General features: G+C 72.2%; 16 protein-coding genes. All 16 read left to right on the top strand.

What is annotated here, in order from left to right; all coding sequences use genetic code 11:
* Positions 1–175: 175 nt before the first annotated feature.
* The 16 genes from K7I03_RS14865 to K7I03_RS14940 all read left to right on the top strand — a co-directional run bounded on the left by K7I03_RS14865 (position 176) and on the right by K7I03_RS14940 (position 15,463).
* Positions 176–1,243 carry a glucose-1-phosphate thymidylyltransferase gene (locus K7I03_RS14865; protein ID WP_185942348.1) on the top strand — a complete coding sequence of 356 codons (1,068 nt, stop codon included), beginning with the start codon at positions 176–178 and terminating at the stop codon, positions 1,241–1,243.
* A gap of 29 nt (positions 1,244–1,272) precedes the next feature.
* Positions 1,273–2,325 carry a dTDP-glucose 4,6-dehydratase gene (rfbB, locus tag K7I03_RS14870; protein ID WP_185942349.1) on the top strand — a complete coding sequence of 351 codons (1,053 nt, stop codon included), beginning with the start codon at positions 1,273–1,275 and terminating at the stop codon, positions 2,323–2,325.
* Positions 2,326–2,388: 63 nt separating this feature from the next.
* Positions 2,389–3,417 carry an NAD-dependent epimerase/dehydratase family protein gene (locus K7I03_RS14875; RefSeq protein ID WP_185942350.1) on the top strand — a complete coding sequence of 343 codons (1,029 nt, stop codon included), beginning with the start codon at positions 2,389–2,391 and terminating at the stop codon, positions 3,415–3,417.
* Between the two features lie 59 nt (positions 3,418–3,476).
* On the top strand, positions 3,477–4,193 hold the full coding sequence (locus K7I03_RS14880; protein WP_185942351.1) for a class I SAM-dependent methyltransferase: 717 nt from the start codon (positions 3,477–3,479) through the stop codon (positions 4,191–4,193).
* 47 nt (positions 4,194–4,240) lie between these two features.
* The gene (locus tag K7I03_RS14885) at positions 4,241–4,912 is read left to right on the top strand and encodes a phytanoyl-CoA dioxygenase family protein (protein ID WP_185942352.1); all 672 of its coding nucleotides are present in this window, start codon (positions 4,241–4,243) and stop codon (positions 4,910–4,912) included.
* An 89-nt stretch (positions 4,913–5,001) separates the two neighbouring features.
* The gene (locus K7I03_RS14890) at positions 5,002–6,252 is read left to right on the top strand and encodes a nucleotide disphospho-sugar-binding domain-containing protein (RefSeq protein WP_224347058.1); all 1,251 of its coding nucleotides are present in this window, start codon (positions 5,002–5,004) and stop codon (positions 6,250–6,252) included.
* A complete protein-coding gene (locus tag K7I03_RS14895; protein WP_185942353.1) occupies positions 6,249–7,262 on the top strand; it encodes an SDR family NAD(P)-dependent oxidoreductase in 1,014 nt (337 codons plus the stop codon). Before K7I03_RS14890 ends, K7I03_RS14895 begins: the two co-directional genes overlap by 4 nt.
* The gene (locus K7I03_RS14900) at positions 7,259–7,990 is read left to right on the top strand and encodes a class I SAM-dependent methyltransferase (RefSeq protein ID WP_185942354.1); all 732 of its coding nucleotides are present in this window, start codon (positions 7,259–7,261) and stop codon (positions 7,988–7,990) included. Before K7I03_RS14895 ends, K7I03_RS14900 begins: the two co-directional genes overlap by 4 nt.
* A 42-nt stretch (positions 7,991–8,032) precedes the next feature.
* Positions 8,033–8,749, top strand: a complete 717-nt coding sequence (locus tag K7I03_RS14905; RefSeq protein ID WP_185942355.1) for an FkbM family methyltransferase — start codon at positions 8,033–8,035, stop codon at positions 8,747–8,749.
* Positions 8,750–8,759: 10 nt separating this feature from the next.
* Positions 8,760–9,686 (top strand): phytanoyl-CoA dioxygenase family protein, encoded by a 927-nt coding sequence (locus K7I03_RS14910; RefSeq protein WP_185942356.1) that lies wholly within the window; start codon positions 8,760–8,762, stop codon positions 9,684–9,686.
* Positions 9,680–10,516: a class I SAM-dependent methyltransferase gene (locus tag K7I03_RS14915; RefSeq protein ID WP_185942357.1), complete on the top strand. Its 837-nt coding sequence runs from the start codon at positions 9,680–9,682 to the stop codon at positions 10,514–10,516. Before K7I03_RS14910 ends, K7I03_RS14915 begins: the two co-directional genes overlap by 7 nt.
* Positions 10,513–11,703, top strand: a complete 1,191-nt coding sequence (locus K7I03_RS14920) for a twitch domain-containing radical SAM protein (RefSeq protein WP_185942358.1) — start codon at positions 10,513–10,515, stop codon at positions 11,701–11,703. Before K7I03_RS14915 ends, K7I03_RS14920 begins: the two co-directional genes overlap by 4 nt.
* Entirely contained in the window at positions 11,700–12,671 is a 972-nt protein-coding gene (locus K7I03_RS14925; protein ID WP_185942359.1) for an ATP-binding cassette domain-containing protein, read from the top strand. Before K7I03_RS14920 ends, K7I03_RS14925 begins: the two co-directional genes overlap by 4 nt.
* On the top strand, positions 12,668–13,465 hold the full coding sequence (locus K7I03_RS14930) for an ABC transporter permease (protein ID WP_185942360.1): 798 nt from the start codon (positions 12,668–12,670) through the stop codon (positions 13,463–13,465). The genes K7I03_RS14925 and K7I03_RS14930 overlap by 4 nt, the downstream gene beginning before the upstream one ends.
* 58 nt (positions 13,466–13,523) lie before the next feature.
* The gene (locus K7I03_RS14935) at positions 13,524–14,501 is read left to right on the top strand and encodes a thiamine pyrophosphate-dependent dehydrogenase E1 component subunit alpha (protein ID WP_185942361.1); all 978 of its coding nucleotides are present in this window, start codon (positions 13,524–13,526) and stop codon (positions 14,499–14,501) included.
* Positions 14,501–15,463 carry an alpha-ketoacid dehydrogenase subunit beta gene (locus K7I03_RS14940; RefSeq protein WP_185942362.1) on the top strand — a complete coding sequence of 321 codons (963 nt, stop codon included), beginning with the start codon at positions 14,501–14,503 and terminating at the stop codon, positions 15,461–15,463. The genes K7I03_RS14935 and K7I03_RS14940 overlap by 1 nt, the downstream gene beginning before the upstream one ends.
* Positions 15,464–15,467 lie beyond the last annotated feature (4 nt).

A 15,467-nucleotide genomic window follows, 5' to 3' on the forward strand; every position in this document is an offset into this window, starting at 1 on the left:
CGCGTGTCCGCACGGGACGGCGGCGGGGTGAATATCCCGCCGCCGGCGGCCCGGAAACCTAGGGAAAACCCGAAGGACACGCCACTACGATCGTTCTTGAGCGGAGAAAGCCAATGCCACCTGGAGTTCCCTTGAAACGAGTCGAGCCAACGACGCTGATCGTAAGGTGCGGGATATGAAGGCGCTCATATTGGTGGGCGGGGTCGGTTCGAGATTGCGGCCGATCACGCACACCTCGGCCAAACAGCTGATTCCGGTGGCCAATATCCCCGTTCTCTCCTATGTGCTGAATTCCATCAAGGAGGCCGGGATAACCGAGGTCGGAATGGTCGTCGGGGCCACCGCCACGGAGATCCGGGCCGCCGTGGGGGACGGCGCGCGGTTCGGGCTGAACGTCACCTACCTCCAGCAGGACGCCCCGCGCGGGCTGGCCGACGCCGTGCTCATCTCCCGTGACTTCCTCGGCGACGACGACTTCGTCATGTACCTCGGCGACAACTACGTCGTGGACGGCATCGTCGACTTCGTCGAGGACTTCCGCCGCGACAAGGCCGCCGCACAGGTCATGCTCGCCCGCGTCGACGACCCCCGCCGGTTCGGCGTGGCCGAACTCGACGTCGACGGCCGGGTGACCGCCGTCGTCGAGAAGCCCCAGGACCCGCGGAGCGACCTGGCGATCGTCGGCGTCTACGCCTTCAGTCCGCTGGTGCACCAGGCCGTGGCCGGCATCAAGCCCTCCTGGCGCGACGAGCTGGAGATCACCGACGCGGTGCAGTGGCTGGTGGACCAGGGGCACCGGGTCGGCTCCACGGTCATCGACCGCTACTGGAAGGACATCGCCGGCGTCGACGACGTCCTGGAGATGAACCGCCACGTGCTGGAGACCGTCGAGGGCCGCGTCGACGGCGAGGTGGACGAGGCCAGCGAGCTCGTCGGCCGCGTCGTGGTGGAGGCCGGGGCGAAGATCACCGGCTCCCGCATCGTCGGACCCGCCGTCATCGGCCCGGACACCGTGGTGCAGGACTCCTACGTCGGCCCCTTCACCTCCATCGACGGCAACTGCCGGATCGCGCACAGCGAGATCCAGTACTCCATCGTCCTGCGCGGCGCCTCCATCGAGGGAGTCGCCCGGGTCGAGGACTCGGTCATCGGCCGCGAGACCGAGGTGAACGCCGCCCCCCGGACGTCGACCGCGCACCGCCTGGTGCTGGGGGACCACAGCCGGGTCCGGGTCGGCTCTTGAGCGGGCTTGTGGAAGCGGGGGACGCGACGGTGAACACGGGCAGTGCGGACGAGCGGGACGGCGGCACGGGCGCCGAGCGGGGACGGAACGTCCTCGTCATCGGCGGGGCGGGCTTCATCGGCTCCCACTACGTGCGCGAGCTGATCCGGGACGGCGGCCCGGCGCGGGTGACCGTGCTGGACAAGCTGACCTACGCCGGGAACCAGGCGAACCTGGCCCCGGTCGAGGGCCGGTACACCTTCGTCCACGGCGACATCTGCGACACCCGGCTGCTCGCCGAGGTCGTCCCCGGCCACGACCTGGTGGTCAACTTCGCGGCGGAGTCGCACGTCGACCGGTCGATCGCCGACGCGGCCCCCTTCATCCGCACCAACGTGCTGGGCGTCCAGGCCCTGATGCAGGTGTGCATGGAGGCCGGGACGCGCAGGATCGTGCAGGTCTCCACCGACGAGGTGTACGGCAGCATCGAGACCGGCTCCTGGGACGAGGACGCGCTGATCGCGCCCAACTCGCCCTACGCGGCGTCGAAGGCGGGCGGCGACATGGTCGCCCTGGCCTACGCCCGCACCCACGGGCTGCCGGTGAGCGTGACGCGGTGCGGCAACAACTACGGGCCCTACCAGTTCCCGGAGAAGGTCGTCCCGCTGTTCACCACCCGGCTGCTGGACGGGCAGGACATCCCGCTGTACGGCGACGGCGGCAACGTCCGCGACTGGGTGCACGTCTCCGACCACGTGCGCGGCATCCGGCTGGTCGCCGAGCGCGGTCTGCCGGGGCAGGTCTACCACATCGCCGGCACGGCCGAGTTGACCAATCTGGAGCTCACGCGGCACCTGCTGGGCGCGCTCGGCGCCGACTGGGACCGGGTGGAGCGCGTCGCCGACCGCAAGGGCCACGACCGCCGCTACTCGCTCTCCGACGCCCGGCTCCGCGCGCTCGGCTACACGCCGCGGGTCCCCTTCGAGCAGGGCCTCGCCGACACCGTGCGCTGGTACGCCGAGAACCGGGACTGGTGGGAGCCGCTCAACCAGCGCGCGCGGTCCGAGGCCGCGGTGCCGGCCGTCGCCGGCCGGTCCGCTTAACAGCCGCCGCCCCCCCTTCCCTGACCCCATCCCCCTTTTTCGCGTGACATCCAGGAGTTTTCGATGGCGCACTGTCTGGTGACCGGCGGAGCCGGCTTCATCGGCTCGCACGTGGCGGAGGCCCTGCTCGGCCTCGGGCACCGGGTGTCGGTCCTCGACGACCTCAGCGGCGGCAGCGCCGAGCGCGTACCCGACGGCGCGGAGCTGTTCGTCGGCTCGGTGACCGACGCGGAGCTGGTCGACAAGCTCTTCGCGGAGCAGCGGTTCGACCGCGTCTTCCACTTCGCGGCGTTCGCCGCCGAGGCCATCAGCCACTCGGTGAAGAGCCTCAACTACGGCACCAACGTCATGGGCAGCGTGAACCTCATCAACGCCGCCCTGCACCACGGGGTCTCCTTCTTCTGCTTCGCGTCCTCGGTCGCGGTGTACGGCCACGGCGAGACCCCGATGCGGGAGTCGTCGATCCCGGTCCCGGCCGACAGCTACGGCAACGCCAAGCTCACGGTCGAGCGCGAGCTGGAAACGACCATGCGCACCCAGGGCCTGCCCTTCACGGCGTTCCGTATGCACAACGTGTACGGCGAGTGGCAGAACATGCGCGACCCGTACCGCAACGCGGTCGCCATCTTCTTCAACCAGATCCTGCGCGGGGAGCCGATCTCCGTGTACGGCGACGGCGGCCAGGTCCGGGCGTTCAGCTATGTGAAGGACATCGTGGACGTCATCGTCCGCGCCCCCGAGACCGAGGCGGCCTGGGGCCGGGCCTTCAACGTCGGTTCGTCCCGCACCAACACCGTGCTGGAGCTCGCCCAGGCCGTGCGCCGGGCGGCCGGCACCCCCGACCACCCCATCGCGCACCTGCCCGCCCGGGACGAGGTGATGGTCGCCTACACCGCCACCGACGAGGCCCGCGAGGTCTTCGGCGACTGGGCGGACACCCCGTTGGCGGACGGGCTCGCCCGGACCGCCGCCTGGGCCGCCTCCGTCGGCCCCGCCGAGCTGAGCCCCTCGTTCGCCCTCGAGATCGGCGGGGAGCACGTCCCGGAGTGGGCGCGGTGCGTGGCCGACCGGCTGAGCGCCGCCGACCGCTGAACACCCCTGCCCCAGCCCGCCCCGCGCCGCAACGCACCTGATAGTGGAGGAACACCGCAGTGAACGACCTTGAGATCCAGCGTCGGGTGACCGAACTCAAGCCGTGGGTGGGCGACTTCGTCTACAACGGGGTCCGGTACGCCACCGCGTCCACCCGCGACTACCTGCTGAGCCAGCCGCCGCAGGACCGTGCCGACGCCTTCTTCCGCGCGTTCCCGCAGGCCAAGCGCGTCCTGGAGCTCGGCGCGCTGGAAGGCGCGGACACCCTCGCCCTGGCCGGGCAGGACGGCGTCGAGATCCTCGCCCTGGAGGGCCGCGAGGAGAACCTGCGCCGCGCCGAGTTCGTCATGGAGCTGCACGGCGTCTCCAACGTCGAACTGCGCCTCGCCGACGTCGAGACGATGGACTTCGCCGCCCTCGGCCACTTCGACGCCACGCTGTGCGCGGGCCTCCTCTACCACGTGCAGCGCCCCTGGGAGCTGCTCGCGGACATCGGCTCCGTCTCCGACTGCCTCTACCTCTCCACCCACTACTGGGGCAGCTCGGAGGGCCTGGACGTCGTCGACGGCTACGCGTTCCACCCCGTCCGCGAGGACCACCCCGAGCCGCAGGCCCGCGGCCTCAGCGTCGACGTGCGCTGGCTGGACCGGCCGTCGCTGATGCGCGCCCTGGAGCAGGCGGGCTTCACCGACGTCGAGGTCCTCCAGGAGCGGGTCACCCCCGAGGTCTGCAACATCGTCGCGGCCGCCCGCAAGCCCGGCGTCGCCCGCCCGTGACGCGAGGAGGACGAGGCGAGGACGGAGCGAAAGGAGCGGATGACCCCATGACCACGGCGACCCACGACCGCGCCGCGGCGATCGAGCGGTTCCTGCGGGACGGCTTCGCGAACGCGGGCCCGGTCCTCGAACCGGACGCGATCGCCCGCCTCAAGGCGGGAGCCGAGCGGCTCATCGCCCGCTTCACCGACGAGGGCCTGCGCTCCGACGACTACTGGAACTTCCCCGTCGAGGGCGACGAGCGCCCCGTCCTCTACCGCGTGCACAACCTGGAGAAGCAGGACTGGGCCCCGGAGCGGGACCTTCTGCACCGGGAGGAACTGGCCGCGCTCGCCGCCGCGTTCGTCGACGGCCCGGTCGTCCCCACCGCGTACGCGCTCGTCCTCAAGGAGCCGTACCGGGCCGCCGAGGTGCCCTGGCACCGCGACCGCGTCAACGTCGGCCCGCGCACGGTCTGCAACCTGAGCATCTGCCTGGACGACGCGAGCCCGGAGAACGGCTGTCTGACGGCGGTCCCGGGGTCGCACCTGCTCCCCGACGACGCGGTGGTGGCGGAGGTCCGCGCCGCCGGGCCCGTCGCCCACGTCCCGGTGAGCCAGGGCGACGTGGTGGTGCACGACGTGCGGCTCGTCCACGGTTCCGGCCCGAACGCCGGCGGCCGCTGGCGGCGGACCATCGTCATCGAGTACGCCGACCCGGCCGCACCGCCGGCGCCCTGAGCCGCAGGCCAGGCAGACATCGAACGGCAGGTCAGGGAGTCTTTCGGATGAGGATTATGTTCACCGCCTCGAACTGGGCGGGACATTACATGTGCATGGTGCCCCTGGCCTGGGCGCTGCGCGGCGCGGGGCACGAGATCCGGGTGGCGTGCCCGCCGTCGCAGGTGCGCGGGGTCGCCGCGGCCGGCCTGATGCCGGTCCCGGTGCTCGACGCGCCGGACATGATGGAGAGCGCGCGGCTGGCGTTCTACGTGCAGGCCATGTACACGCCGCCGCAGTCCGGCCCGCGGCCGCTGCCGCTGCACCCGTTCACCGGGGAGCCGATGGAGTCGCTCAACGACTTCGACGCCTCCGACCTGCGGGACTTCTGGCAGAAGTCGATCGACGCGGTGCAGCGCAGCTACGACAACGCGGTGAGCTTCGGCGACCACTGGAAGCCCGACCTGGTGGTGCACGACATCATGGCGGTCGAGGGCGCGCTGGTCGCCGCGCTCCGGGGCGTGCCCAGCGTCTACGTCTCCCCCGGGTTCATCGGGACCGTGGAGACCGAGCCGGGGCTCGACCTCGTCTCGGCGGACCCGCTGTCGTGCTTCGAGAAGTACGGGGTCGACTGGGGCCGCGACCGGATCCGGTACGCGGTGGACCCCTCGCCGGACTCGGCGATCCCGCCGCTCGGCGACGCGCTGCGGCTGCCGATGCGCTACGTGCCCTACAACGGCGCGCAGAGCGCCGACCCTTGGCAGCTCGGGCCGGTGCGCGGCAAGCGCGTCTGCGTGGTCTGGGGCAACTCGGCGTCGGGCATCTTCGGCTCCGACGTCCCGGCGCTGCGGCACGCCATCGACGCGGCGGTGCGGCAGGGCGCGGAGGTCGTGCTCACGGCGCCGCCGGAGCAGGTGGAGCAGCTCGGTTCGCTGCCCGACGGCGTCCGGGTGCTGCGCAACTGCCCGCTGGAGCTGATCCTTCCGTACTGCGACCTGCTGATCCACCACGGCAGCGCCAACTGCTACATGAACGGCATCGTGGCGGGGATCCCCCAGCTCTCCCTCGCCCTCAACTACGACACGCTGGTCTGCGGCCGGCGCGTCGACCCCACCGGCGCGACGGTGACCCTCTCCGGCCTGGAGGCCACCGCCGAGAAGATCGACGAGGCGCTGCGCGGCGTGCTGTTCGACCACCGCTACCGCCTGGCGGCGGAGAAGCTGCGGGACGGCGTCGAGCGGGCGCCCTCGCCCGCCGTGATCGCCGGACTGCTGGAACGCCTGGTGGCCGACGGCGGACTGGCGGCGGAGGACGTCGCCGAGGCCGTGGGGAAAGCCAACGAGCTGCGGAGGGTCGCGTGACGATCGGACTCGAGAAGGGCCAGCGGGCCGTGGTCACCGGGGGTGCCGGCTTCATCGGCTCCCACCTGTGCGAACGGCTCGTCGAGCGGGGCTTGTCGGTGACCGCCGTGGACAACCTGTCGACCGGCAGGGCCGCCAACGTCGAGGCGCTGGCCGGCGAGGAGCGGTTCACCCTGCTGGTGGCCGACGTGACCGAGCCGTTCCACGTCGAGGGACCGGTCCACCACGTCGTCCACCTGGCGTCGCCGGCGTCCCCCCTGGACTACCTGGCGCTGCCGCTGGAAACGCTGCGCGTCGGCTCGGCCGGCACCGAGAACGCGCTGCGGCTGGCGCTGGAGCACGGCGCCCGCTTCGTGGTCGCCTCCACCTCGGAGGTCTACGGCGACCCCGTCGAGCACCCGCAGCCCGAGACCTACTGGGGCAACGTCAACCCAATCGGCCTGCGGTCGGTCTACGACGAGGCCAAGCGGTTCACCGAGGCGCTGACCGCCGCCTACGCCCGCACGCTGGGCGCGGACACCGGCATCGCCCGGCTGTTCAACTCCTACGGTCCGCGGATGCGGCGCGAGGACGGGCGGGTGGTGCCGACCTTCATCGACCAGGCGCTCGCCGGCGAGCCGCTCACCATCAACGGCAGCGGCGAGCAGACCCGTTCGCTGTGCTACGTCGAGGACACCGTGCGGGGGCTGCTGGCCCTCATGGAGTCGTCCTTCCCGGGCCCGGTCAACATCGGCGCGACCGTGGAGATGACCGTCCGCGAGATCGCGGAGGCGATCGCCGCGCACGCCGGGGTGGAGCTGCGGACCGAGTACCGCCCGCCCACGGAGGACGAGCCGGGCCGGCGCCGCCCCGACATCGAGACCGCCAGGACGAAGCTGGGCTGGCAGCCCGAAGTGCCGCTCGCCGAGGGCATCAAGCGCACCCTCGACTGGTGGCAGACCGCCTACCCGCGGGACACCGCCCGCGACGGCGTGAATGGTTCGAGCGACATCAGGAGTGAGGCGGCATGACAAGCGAGACACCGGCCGGCAAGGGCGTGCGCATGCCGCGGAGCGTCGAGGACCTCAACGTCGTCTGGGAGTGGGACGACGCCGAGGGGATGCAGGTGCGGCTCGCCGGCTATCAGCCGCGCGACGAGTACCTGCGCGACCGCGCCGAGCGGATCGGGCAGCTCTCGGAGGCGCTCGCCCTGCACCAGGGCGTCGACCTGTTCGAGATCGGCAGCGGCGAGGGCGTCATGGCCCGCGAGCTGGCCCCCCGGGTCAACAGCCTGCTGTGCGCGGACGTCAGCCAGTCGTTCCTGGACAAGACCCGCGCCACCTGCGCGGGCGTCCCGAACGTCGAGTACCACCACATCCGGAACGACTATCTGGCCGGGCTGCCGGACGCCTCGTTCGACGCCGGGTTCGCGCTCAACGTGTTCATCCACCTGAACGCCTTCGAGGTCTTCCTCTACCTGCGCGAGATCCGCCGCGTGCTGCGCCCCGGCGGCCGGTTCCTCTTCAACTACCTGGACTTCGGCGACGTCACCAGGCCGCAGTTCCACGAGTACGTGGCGAGCTACCCGGGCGCCCACCCGGTCGCCGTGAAGGGGTTCATGTCCTGGCTCGGCAGCGACGTCGTCGGCAAGCTCGCGGCGGAGGCCGGGCTGACGCCCGTCCCCGGGTCGCTGGTGGACCAGGGCGGCGTCTGCTTCCTCACCCTGCGCCGGGACGAGGAAGAAGGGGCGTCCGCGTGAAGTCCCCCACCCCGCGGGCGCGTACGGAGAGGACGGTGCGCGGTGGCTGAGCCGATACCCGTCGACCGGCTCAACGAGTGGTACGACGAGCTCACCGTCGAGATCATCGGGCGGGTCTGCGCCCCCGACTCCGGCTGCCTGGACATCGGCGCCGGCGGCGGCGAGATCCTCTCGCACATGCGCCGGGCCGCCCCCCGGGGCCGGCACTTCGCCGTCGAGCCGCTGCCGCACTACGCGGAGGGGCTGCGCCGGGACTTCCCCGGGGTCACGGTGTGGCAGGCCGCCGCGGCCGCCACCGAGGGCCGGGACAGCTTCGTCCACGTCGTCTCCAACCCCGGCTACAGCGGCCTGCGCCGCCGGCCGTACGACCGCGCCGACGAGACGCTGGTGGAGATCGCGGTGGACACCGTCCGCCTCGACGACGTCGTCCCGGCGGACGCCCGCGTCGATCTGGTGAAGGTGGACGTGGAGGGCGGCGAGGTGGGCGCCCTGCGCGGCGCGGCCGAGCTGCTGCGCCGGGAGTCCCCCGTCGTCGTCTTCGAGCACGGCGGCGACCACGCGATGCGCGACTACGGCACCACCAGCGACGACCTGTGGGCGCTGCTGGTCGACGACCTCGGCTACACGATCCACACCCTGGCGGGCTGGCTGGCCGCGGAGCCCGGCCTCGACCGGGCCGCCTTCGCCGAGGAGCTGCGCACGCAGTGGTACTTCGTCGCCGCCCGCGGGCCCGTGTCCGCCCGTACCCCCGAGGAGTAGTGCAACCGCCGTGACCGACACCACCCCAGCGGTCCCCGAATGCCACATCCGGGAGACCGGTCTGCTCCCCGAGCACATCACCGCCTTCCGGCGCGAGGGCGTGCTGGCCGTGCGCGGCCTGCTGACCCCCGCCGAGCTGGCGGCGGCGCGGGAGGCGGCGGCCGGCCTGATCGACGACGCCTGGCGCACCCGGTCCCCGCACGACACCATCTGGACGCTGGAGCCCGAGGACCCCGACGCGGCCCCGGTCCGCATCGAGTACGTCATGGACAAGTCCCCGGTGCTGGCGCGGCTGGCGGGCCATCCGCTGCTGCTGGGCGCCATGGAGTCCCTGGTCGGCCCCAACTTCATCCCCACCTGGGACAGCATGGTGTTCAAGACGCCGGCCGGCGCGCCCCGGCTGGCCTGGCACCGCGACGGCCAGATGTACCGCGACGCCGTCGCCGTCACCGGCGGCGGCCGCGTCATCGACGTGGGCGTCTACCTGGACCCCGCGCCCGAGGACAACTGCGTCTGGGCCATCCCGCAGTCCAACTACTGGGACGACGAGCGGATCACCGAGACCGCCGACCGGATGAACGCCACCGAGTGGGACACCACCGGGGCCGTCCCCGCCGTGATGGAGCCGGGCGACGCCCTGTTCCACAACATCCTCACGCTGCACGGCGCCCCCGCGGTGGTCGGCAAGCAGCGCCGGGTCGTCTACTACGAGTACCGGCCCGCCGAGGTGGAGCGCCAACTCGGCCCGCACACACCCGAGTACGTGGGGCTCAAGCAGCAGGTGCTGCGCTCCTGCCTGGAGCAGCGGGCCGCGGCCGAGGAGCACCGGGGCGAGGAGCCCTTCGCGTACCGCCCGGCGGAGTCGTACCGGCTGTGGGACGAGTCCCCGGCCATCTCCGGCCTGCGCTTCCCGCACGAGGAGTACTGGCGGTGGTGAACCTGCTGAACCGGCTGCCGCTGCTGGGGGCCCTGACCGGGGCTCCGGCCCGCCCGCGCCGCGAACCCACCCACGACGAGGTCGTCGCCGAGCGCTACCGCGAGCGGACCGACCCGCGCCCCGGCGACTGGGCCTACGCCCACCTCCTCGACCTCCGCGACGCGCTGGCCGAGGAGCTCCGCGGGGCGTCGGGCCGCTGGCTCGACTTCGGCGCGGGCACCTCGCCCTACCGCGGCCTGCTCCCGGGCGCCCGGCTGGAGACCGCCGAGATGCGCGGCGGCGAGGACCTGACCGCCGACCACGAACTCGACGCGGACGGCATGAGTTCCCTGCCGGACGGCTCGTTCGACGGGATCCTCTCCACCCAGGTCCTGGAGCACGTGACGGACCCGGACACCCACCTGCGGGAGGCCCTCCGGCTGCTCCGGCCGGGCGGGAAGCTGGTGCTCTCCACGCATGGCGTGTGGGAGGAGCACGGCGGCCAGGACCTGTGGCGCTGGACGGCGGACGGGCTCGCGGCCCAGGCCGAGCGGTCCGGGTTCACCGTGGACCGCGCGGTCAAGCTCACCTGCGGCCCCCGCGGCCTGCTGCTCCTGCTGCGCCACCACGGCCGGCAGCACGGCTGGCCGGCCGGCGGGCCGGTGGGGCTGCTGCTGCGGACCCTGACGCTGGCCGACCGGCTGCGCCCGCGCCTCGTCGACGACTACCTCGACCGCGTCTTCGGCGGCCTGGGCCGTGTCGAGGGCCCGGCCGAGCCCTTCTACCTGGACATCCTGCTGACCGCCACCAAGCCGAGCGCACCGGAGACGCCGGAGAGGGACGCGAAATGACCCAGCCCCCGCCCAGCCCCACCATGTGCGTGCTGCCGTGGATCCACCAGTGCGCCTCCATCGACGGCGTCTACGGCCGGTGCTGCGTGGACGACTCCATGTACCACAACGAGCTGTACGACTCCGTGGAGGAGCCGGTCTTCAAGCTCAACGCCGACGCCCTCGGCTGCGCCCCCCACTCGCGCTACGCCAAGGACAACCCGGACGAGGTGCGCGGGCTGAAGGAGGCGTTCAACAGCCCCAACATGCGGCGCACCCGGCTGAAGATGCTGGCCGGCGAGCGCGTGTCCGCGTGCGACTACTGCTACCACCGCGAGGACCGGGGCGCGACCTCGTACCGGCAGAGCATCAACGAGCGGTTCGCCGACACGGTGGACTTCGCCGACCTGGCCGAACGGACCGCTCCCGACGGCTCGTTCGACGAGTTCCCCTTCTTCCTCGACATCCGCTTCGGCAACACCTGCAACCTGCGGTGCGTGATGTGCGCCTACCCGGTCAGCTCCGGGTGGGGCGCCAAGAAGCGGCCGTCGTGGTCGTCCGCGGTGATCGACCCGTACCGCGAGGACGAGGAGCTGTGGGCGACGCTCCGCGAGAACGCCCACCTCATCCGCCGGCTGTACTTCGCCGGCGGTGAACCGTTCATGCAGCCGGGCCACTTCGCGCTGCTCGACCTGCTGATCGAGACCGGCAACGCGGGCGACGTCGACATCGTCTACAACTCCAACCTCACGGTGCTCCCGGAGAAGGTCTTCGACCGCTTCCCGCACTTCAAGAGCGTCGGCATCGGCGCGTCCTGCGACGGCGTCGGCGAGGTCTTCGAGCGCATCCGGCAGCCCGCGAAGTGGGACGTGTTCGTCGCCAACCTCCGCCGGGCCAAGACCGAGGTGAACCTCTGGCTCCAGGTCGCGCCCCAGCGGCTCAACCTGTTCGGGCTGCGGGACCTGCTGCACTTCGCCCGCGAGGAGGGCCTCGACGCGGACCTCGCCAACGTCGTGCAGTGGCCCGACGACTACTCCGTCGCCAACCTCCCGGACGAGGAGAAGCGGCGGGCGACCGTCGAACTGGCCGACCTGGCCGAGTGGTGCGACAGCCTGGACTGGGCCAAGCCCGCCAAGCACCTGCGGGCGCTGAGCGCGTTCATGAACGCCGCCGACCCGTCCCAACTGATCCCCGAAGGAGGAGCATGAGCGGGTCGGCCAACGCCGCCCTGGTCGCCGAGGGCCTGCGCAAGACCTACCCGACCGGCACGGCACTCGACGGGTTCGACCTCGTCGTGCCCGAGGGCACCGTCTGCGCCCTGCTCGGCCCCAACGGCGCGGGCAAGACGACCGCCGTGCGCATCCTCAGCACCCTGCTCAAGGCGGACGGCGGCCGGGCCGTGGTGGCCGGCCACGACGTGAGCCGCGAGCCCGCCGAGGTGCGCCGGAAGATCGGGGTCACCGGCCAGTACCCGGCGGTCGAGGAGATCCTGACCGGCCGCGAGAACCTGGAGATGTGGGGCCGCCTGTACCACGTGGGCCGCAAGGAGGCCCGGCGCCGCGCGGACGAGCTGCTGGAGCAGTTCGACCTGACGGACGCCGCCGACAAGCGGCTCAAGCACTACTCGGGCGGCATGCGGCGCCGGCTCGACCTGGCCGCCGGATTCTTCACCGTCCCCAAGGTCCTCTTCCTCGACGAGCCCACCACCGGCCTCGACCCGCGCAACCGCACCGAGGTCTGGAAGATGGTCCGTTCGATGGTCGGGCAGGGCACGACCGTGCTGCTCACCACGCAGTACCTCGAGGAGGCCGACCGGCTCGCCGACCACATCTCGGTCATCGACGCGGGACGCGGGGTCGTCGAGGGCACGCCCGAGACCCTGAAGTCCCTCGTCGGCGGCGACCGCATCGTGGTGACCCTGGCGGCCGGCGCCGACCTGCCGGCCGCGGTGGCCGAGGTCGCCCGCCTCACGGACACCGAGCCCGAGGTGGACACCGAGACCCGCCGCGTCGACGCGGCGGTACGCGACCGGGTCGGCGACCTGGTGGAGATCGTGCGGACGCTGCGCGACCGGGGCCACGACGTGGCGGACGTGTCGCTGCGCCGCCCGACGCTGGACGACGTGTTCCTGCACGTGACCAACCGTGCCGGTCGAAGGAAGGAGCCGGTCGGATGAGGGCCGTGCTGGGAAGGGCCCGGTGGGCCGTCACCGATGGCTGGGTGGTCGGCCGCGCCAACATGATCAACTGGCGCCGGAACCCCGGACTGATCTTCTACTGCATGATGTTCCCGATCATGACGGTGGTCTTCGGCTACGTCTTCGGCAGCGCCATGTCGGTCGAGGGCGGCGGCGACTACCGCGCGTTCCTGATGCCCGGCCTGTTCGGGCAGGCGATGATGTTCGGCGTCGTGACGAGCATGCTGGCCGTCACCAGCGCGGTCTCCCGGGGCGTGACCGACCGGTTCCGCTCGATGCCGATGGCCCAGTCGGGCGTCGCGATGGGCCGCAGCTTCGCCGACATGTTCAGCTCGGTGATCGAGCTGACGATCCTCCTCGTCTGCGGCCTGCTGGTCGGCTGGCGCTGGCACGAGGGCCCCGGCAAGGCGCTGGCCGCGCTCGGCCTGCTGCTGCTCTGGCGCTACTCGCTCATCTGGGTCGGGATCTACCTGGGCTTGCTGCTGCCCCCGGACGCCGCCGGAGCGGCGTACGTGCCGCTGCTGCCCCTGACCATGCTGGCGAACACCTTCGTCTCGCCCGAGAAGATGCCCGGCTGGCTCGGCCACATCGCGGAGTGGAACCCGCTGTCGTCCACGGTCTCCGCCTGCCGCGAGCTGTTCGGCAACCCGGGCGTCGGGGGCGACTCCTGGGTCACCGAGCACGCCGTGGCCCTGGCCGTCGCCTGGCCCGTAGTGCTGCTGGTGATCTTCATGCCGCTGTCGGTCCGCCGCTACCGGACGCTCAGCCGCTGACCACGCCCGGCGGATGACGACGCTCAGCCGCCGACCACGAGAAAAAGGGGGACCGGCGATGGGCGCCGAGTCACGTGCCGTCCGGCTCTACCGGACGATGCGCCTGATCAGAGAATTCGAGGAACGCTGCCTCGCGATGTCGCTCACCGGCGAGATCGTCGGCGGCATCCACCCCTACATCGGCCAGGAGGCGGTGGCCGCCGGCGTCTGCGCCGCGCTCACCCAGGACGACGTCGTCGCCAGCACCCACCGCGGGCACGGCCACGTCCTCGCCAAGGGCGCCGACCCCAAGCGCATGCTGGCCGAGCTGCTCGGCACCACCGACGGCCTCAACCGCGGCCGCGGCGGCTCGATGCACGCCGCCGACGTCGGCCTCGGCGTCTACGGCGCCAACGGCATCGTCGGCGCGGGCGCGCCCATCGCCGCCGGCGCGGCCTGGTCCTTCCAGCAGCGCGGCGAGGACCGGGTGGCGGTCGCCTTCTTCGGCGACGGCGCGCTCAGCCAGGGCGTGGTGCTGGAGGCGTTCAACCTCGCGGCCCTGTGGCGGCTCCCGGTGGTGTTCGTCTGCGAGAACAACGGCTACGCGACGAGCCTGCCGGTCGGCCGGGCACTGGCCGGCGACCCGGTGGAGCGGGCGGCCGCGTTCGGCCTCGCGGCGCGCGCGGTCGACGGGATGGACGCCGAGGCCGTCGCCGACGCGGCCGCCCAGGCCGTCGAGCGCTGCCGCGCGGGCGGCGGCCCGGCCTACCTGGAGTGCCGGACCTACCGGTTCCACGGCCACCACTCCTACGAGGAGCAGGTGGCGCTCAACTACCGCGACGACGCCGAGGTCGGCGACTGGCGGGCCCGCGACCCGCTGCGGACCCAGAGCACCCGGGTGGACGAGGCGACGGTCCGCGCCGTCGACGCCGAGATCACCACCCTGATCGACGAGGCCGTGGAGTTCGCCCGCGCGGGCCGGGCCCCCGAGCCCCACGAGGCGCTCGACCACCTGTATGCCGACGGCACGACGACACGGCCCGGAGTGATGATCTGATGGGTGCACTCGCGTACATCACCGCGCTGAACCAGGCGCTCCACGACGAGATGGCGCGCGACGACCGCGTCTGCGTCTTCGGCGAGGACGTCCGGATCGGGCTGACCCAGACCACCAAGGGCCTGCACGAGCGCTTCGGCGACGGCCGCGTCGTCGACACGCCGCTGTCGGAGCAGGCGTTCACCAGCCTGGCCACCGGCGCGGCGATGGCCGGGCAGCGGCCGGTCGTGGAGTACCAGATCCCGTCGCTGCTCTACCTGGTCTTCGAGCAGATCGCCAACCAGGCGCACAAGTTCTCGCTGATGACCGGCGGGCAGGTGGAGGTCCCCGTCACCTATCTGGTGCCGGGTTCGGGTTCGCGGTCCGGCATGGCCGGCCAGCACTCCGACCACCCCTACAGCCTCTTCGCCCACGTCGGCATCAAGACCGTGCTGCCCGCCACCGCCTCGGACGCCTACGGCCTGCTCCTCTCCGCCCTGCGCGACCCCGACCCGGTGGCGGTCTTCGCGCCGAGCGCGCTGATGGGCACGGTCGAGGAGGTGACCGGCGAGCTCGGCCCGGTGCCGCTCGGCTCCGCCCGGATCCACCGCGCGGGCGAGGACGTGACCGTCGTCGCCACCGGCCAGTGCGTGCACACCGCCCTGGCCGTCGCGGAGGCGATGGCGGACGAGGTGTCGGTCGAGGTGGTCGACCCGCGCACCATCTACCCGGTGGACTGGGAGACGATCCGGGCCTCGGCCGAGAAGACGGGCCGGCTGGTCGTGATCGACGACGCCAACCGGATGAGCGGCTTCGCCGGCGAGGTCCTGGCCACCGCCGCCGAGCAGTTCGACCTGGTGGCCCCGCCCCGGCGGGTGACCCGGCCGGACGGCGCGGTCATCCCCTACGCGCTGGTGCTCGACCAGGCGCTGCTGCCCAACGGGGACCAGCTGACCGACGCGATCCGCGCCGTCCTGAAGTGACCGG

Origin of the sequence: Streptomyces mobaraensis (assembly GCF_020099395.1) — a bacterium.
GTDB lineage: Bacteria > Actinomycetota > Actinomycetes > Streptomycetales > Streptomycetaceae > Streptomyces.

Bases quoted from the DNA above. Each gene is read 5' to 3' on its own strand.
- K7I03_RS14920 (WP_185942358.1), top strand. From the start codon at position 10,513: ATGACCCAGCCCCCGCCCAGCCCCACCATGTGCGTGCTGCCGTGGATC.
- K7I03_RS14900 (WP_185942354.1), top strand. From the start codon at position 7,259: ATGACAAGCGAGACACCGGCCGGCAAGGGCGTGCGCATGCCGCGGAGC.
- K7I03_RS14935 (WP_185942361.1), top strand. From the start codon at position 13,524: ATGGGCGCCGAGTCACGTGCCGTCCGGCTCTACCGGACGATGCGCCTG.
- K7I03_RS14865 (WP_185942348.1), top strand. From the start codon at position 176: ATGAAGGCGCTCATATTGGTGGGCGGGGTCGGTTCGAGATTGCGGCCG.
- K7I03_RS14930 (WP_185942360.1), top strand. From the start codon at position 12,668: ATGAGGGCCGTGCTGGGAAGGGCCCGGTGGGCCGTCACCGATGGCTGG.
- K7I03_RS14925 (WP_185942359.1), top strand. From the start codon at position 11,700: ATGAGCGGGTCGGCCAACGCCGCCCTGGTCGCCGAGGGCCTGCGCAAG.
- K7I03_RS14940 (WP_185942362.1), top strand. From the start codon at position 14,501: ATGGGTGCACTCGCGTACATCACCGCGCTGAACCAGGCGCTCCACGAC.
- K7I03_RS14875 (WP_185942350.1), top strand. From the start codon at position 2,389: ATGGCGCACTGTCTGGTGACCGGCGGAGCCGGCTTCATCGGCTCGCAC.
- K7I03_RS14890 (WP_224347058.1), top strand. From the start codon at position 5,002: ATGTGCATGGTGCCCCTGGCCTGGGCGCTGCGCGGCGCGGGGCACGAG.
- K7I03_RS14885 (WP_185942352.1), top strand. From the start codon at position 4,241: ATGACCACGGCGACCCACGACCGCGCCGCGGCGATCGAGCGGTTCCTG.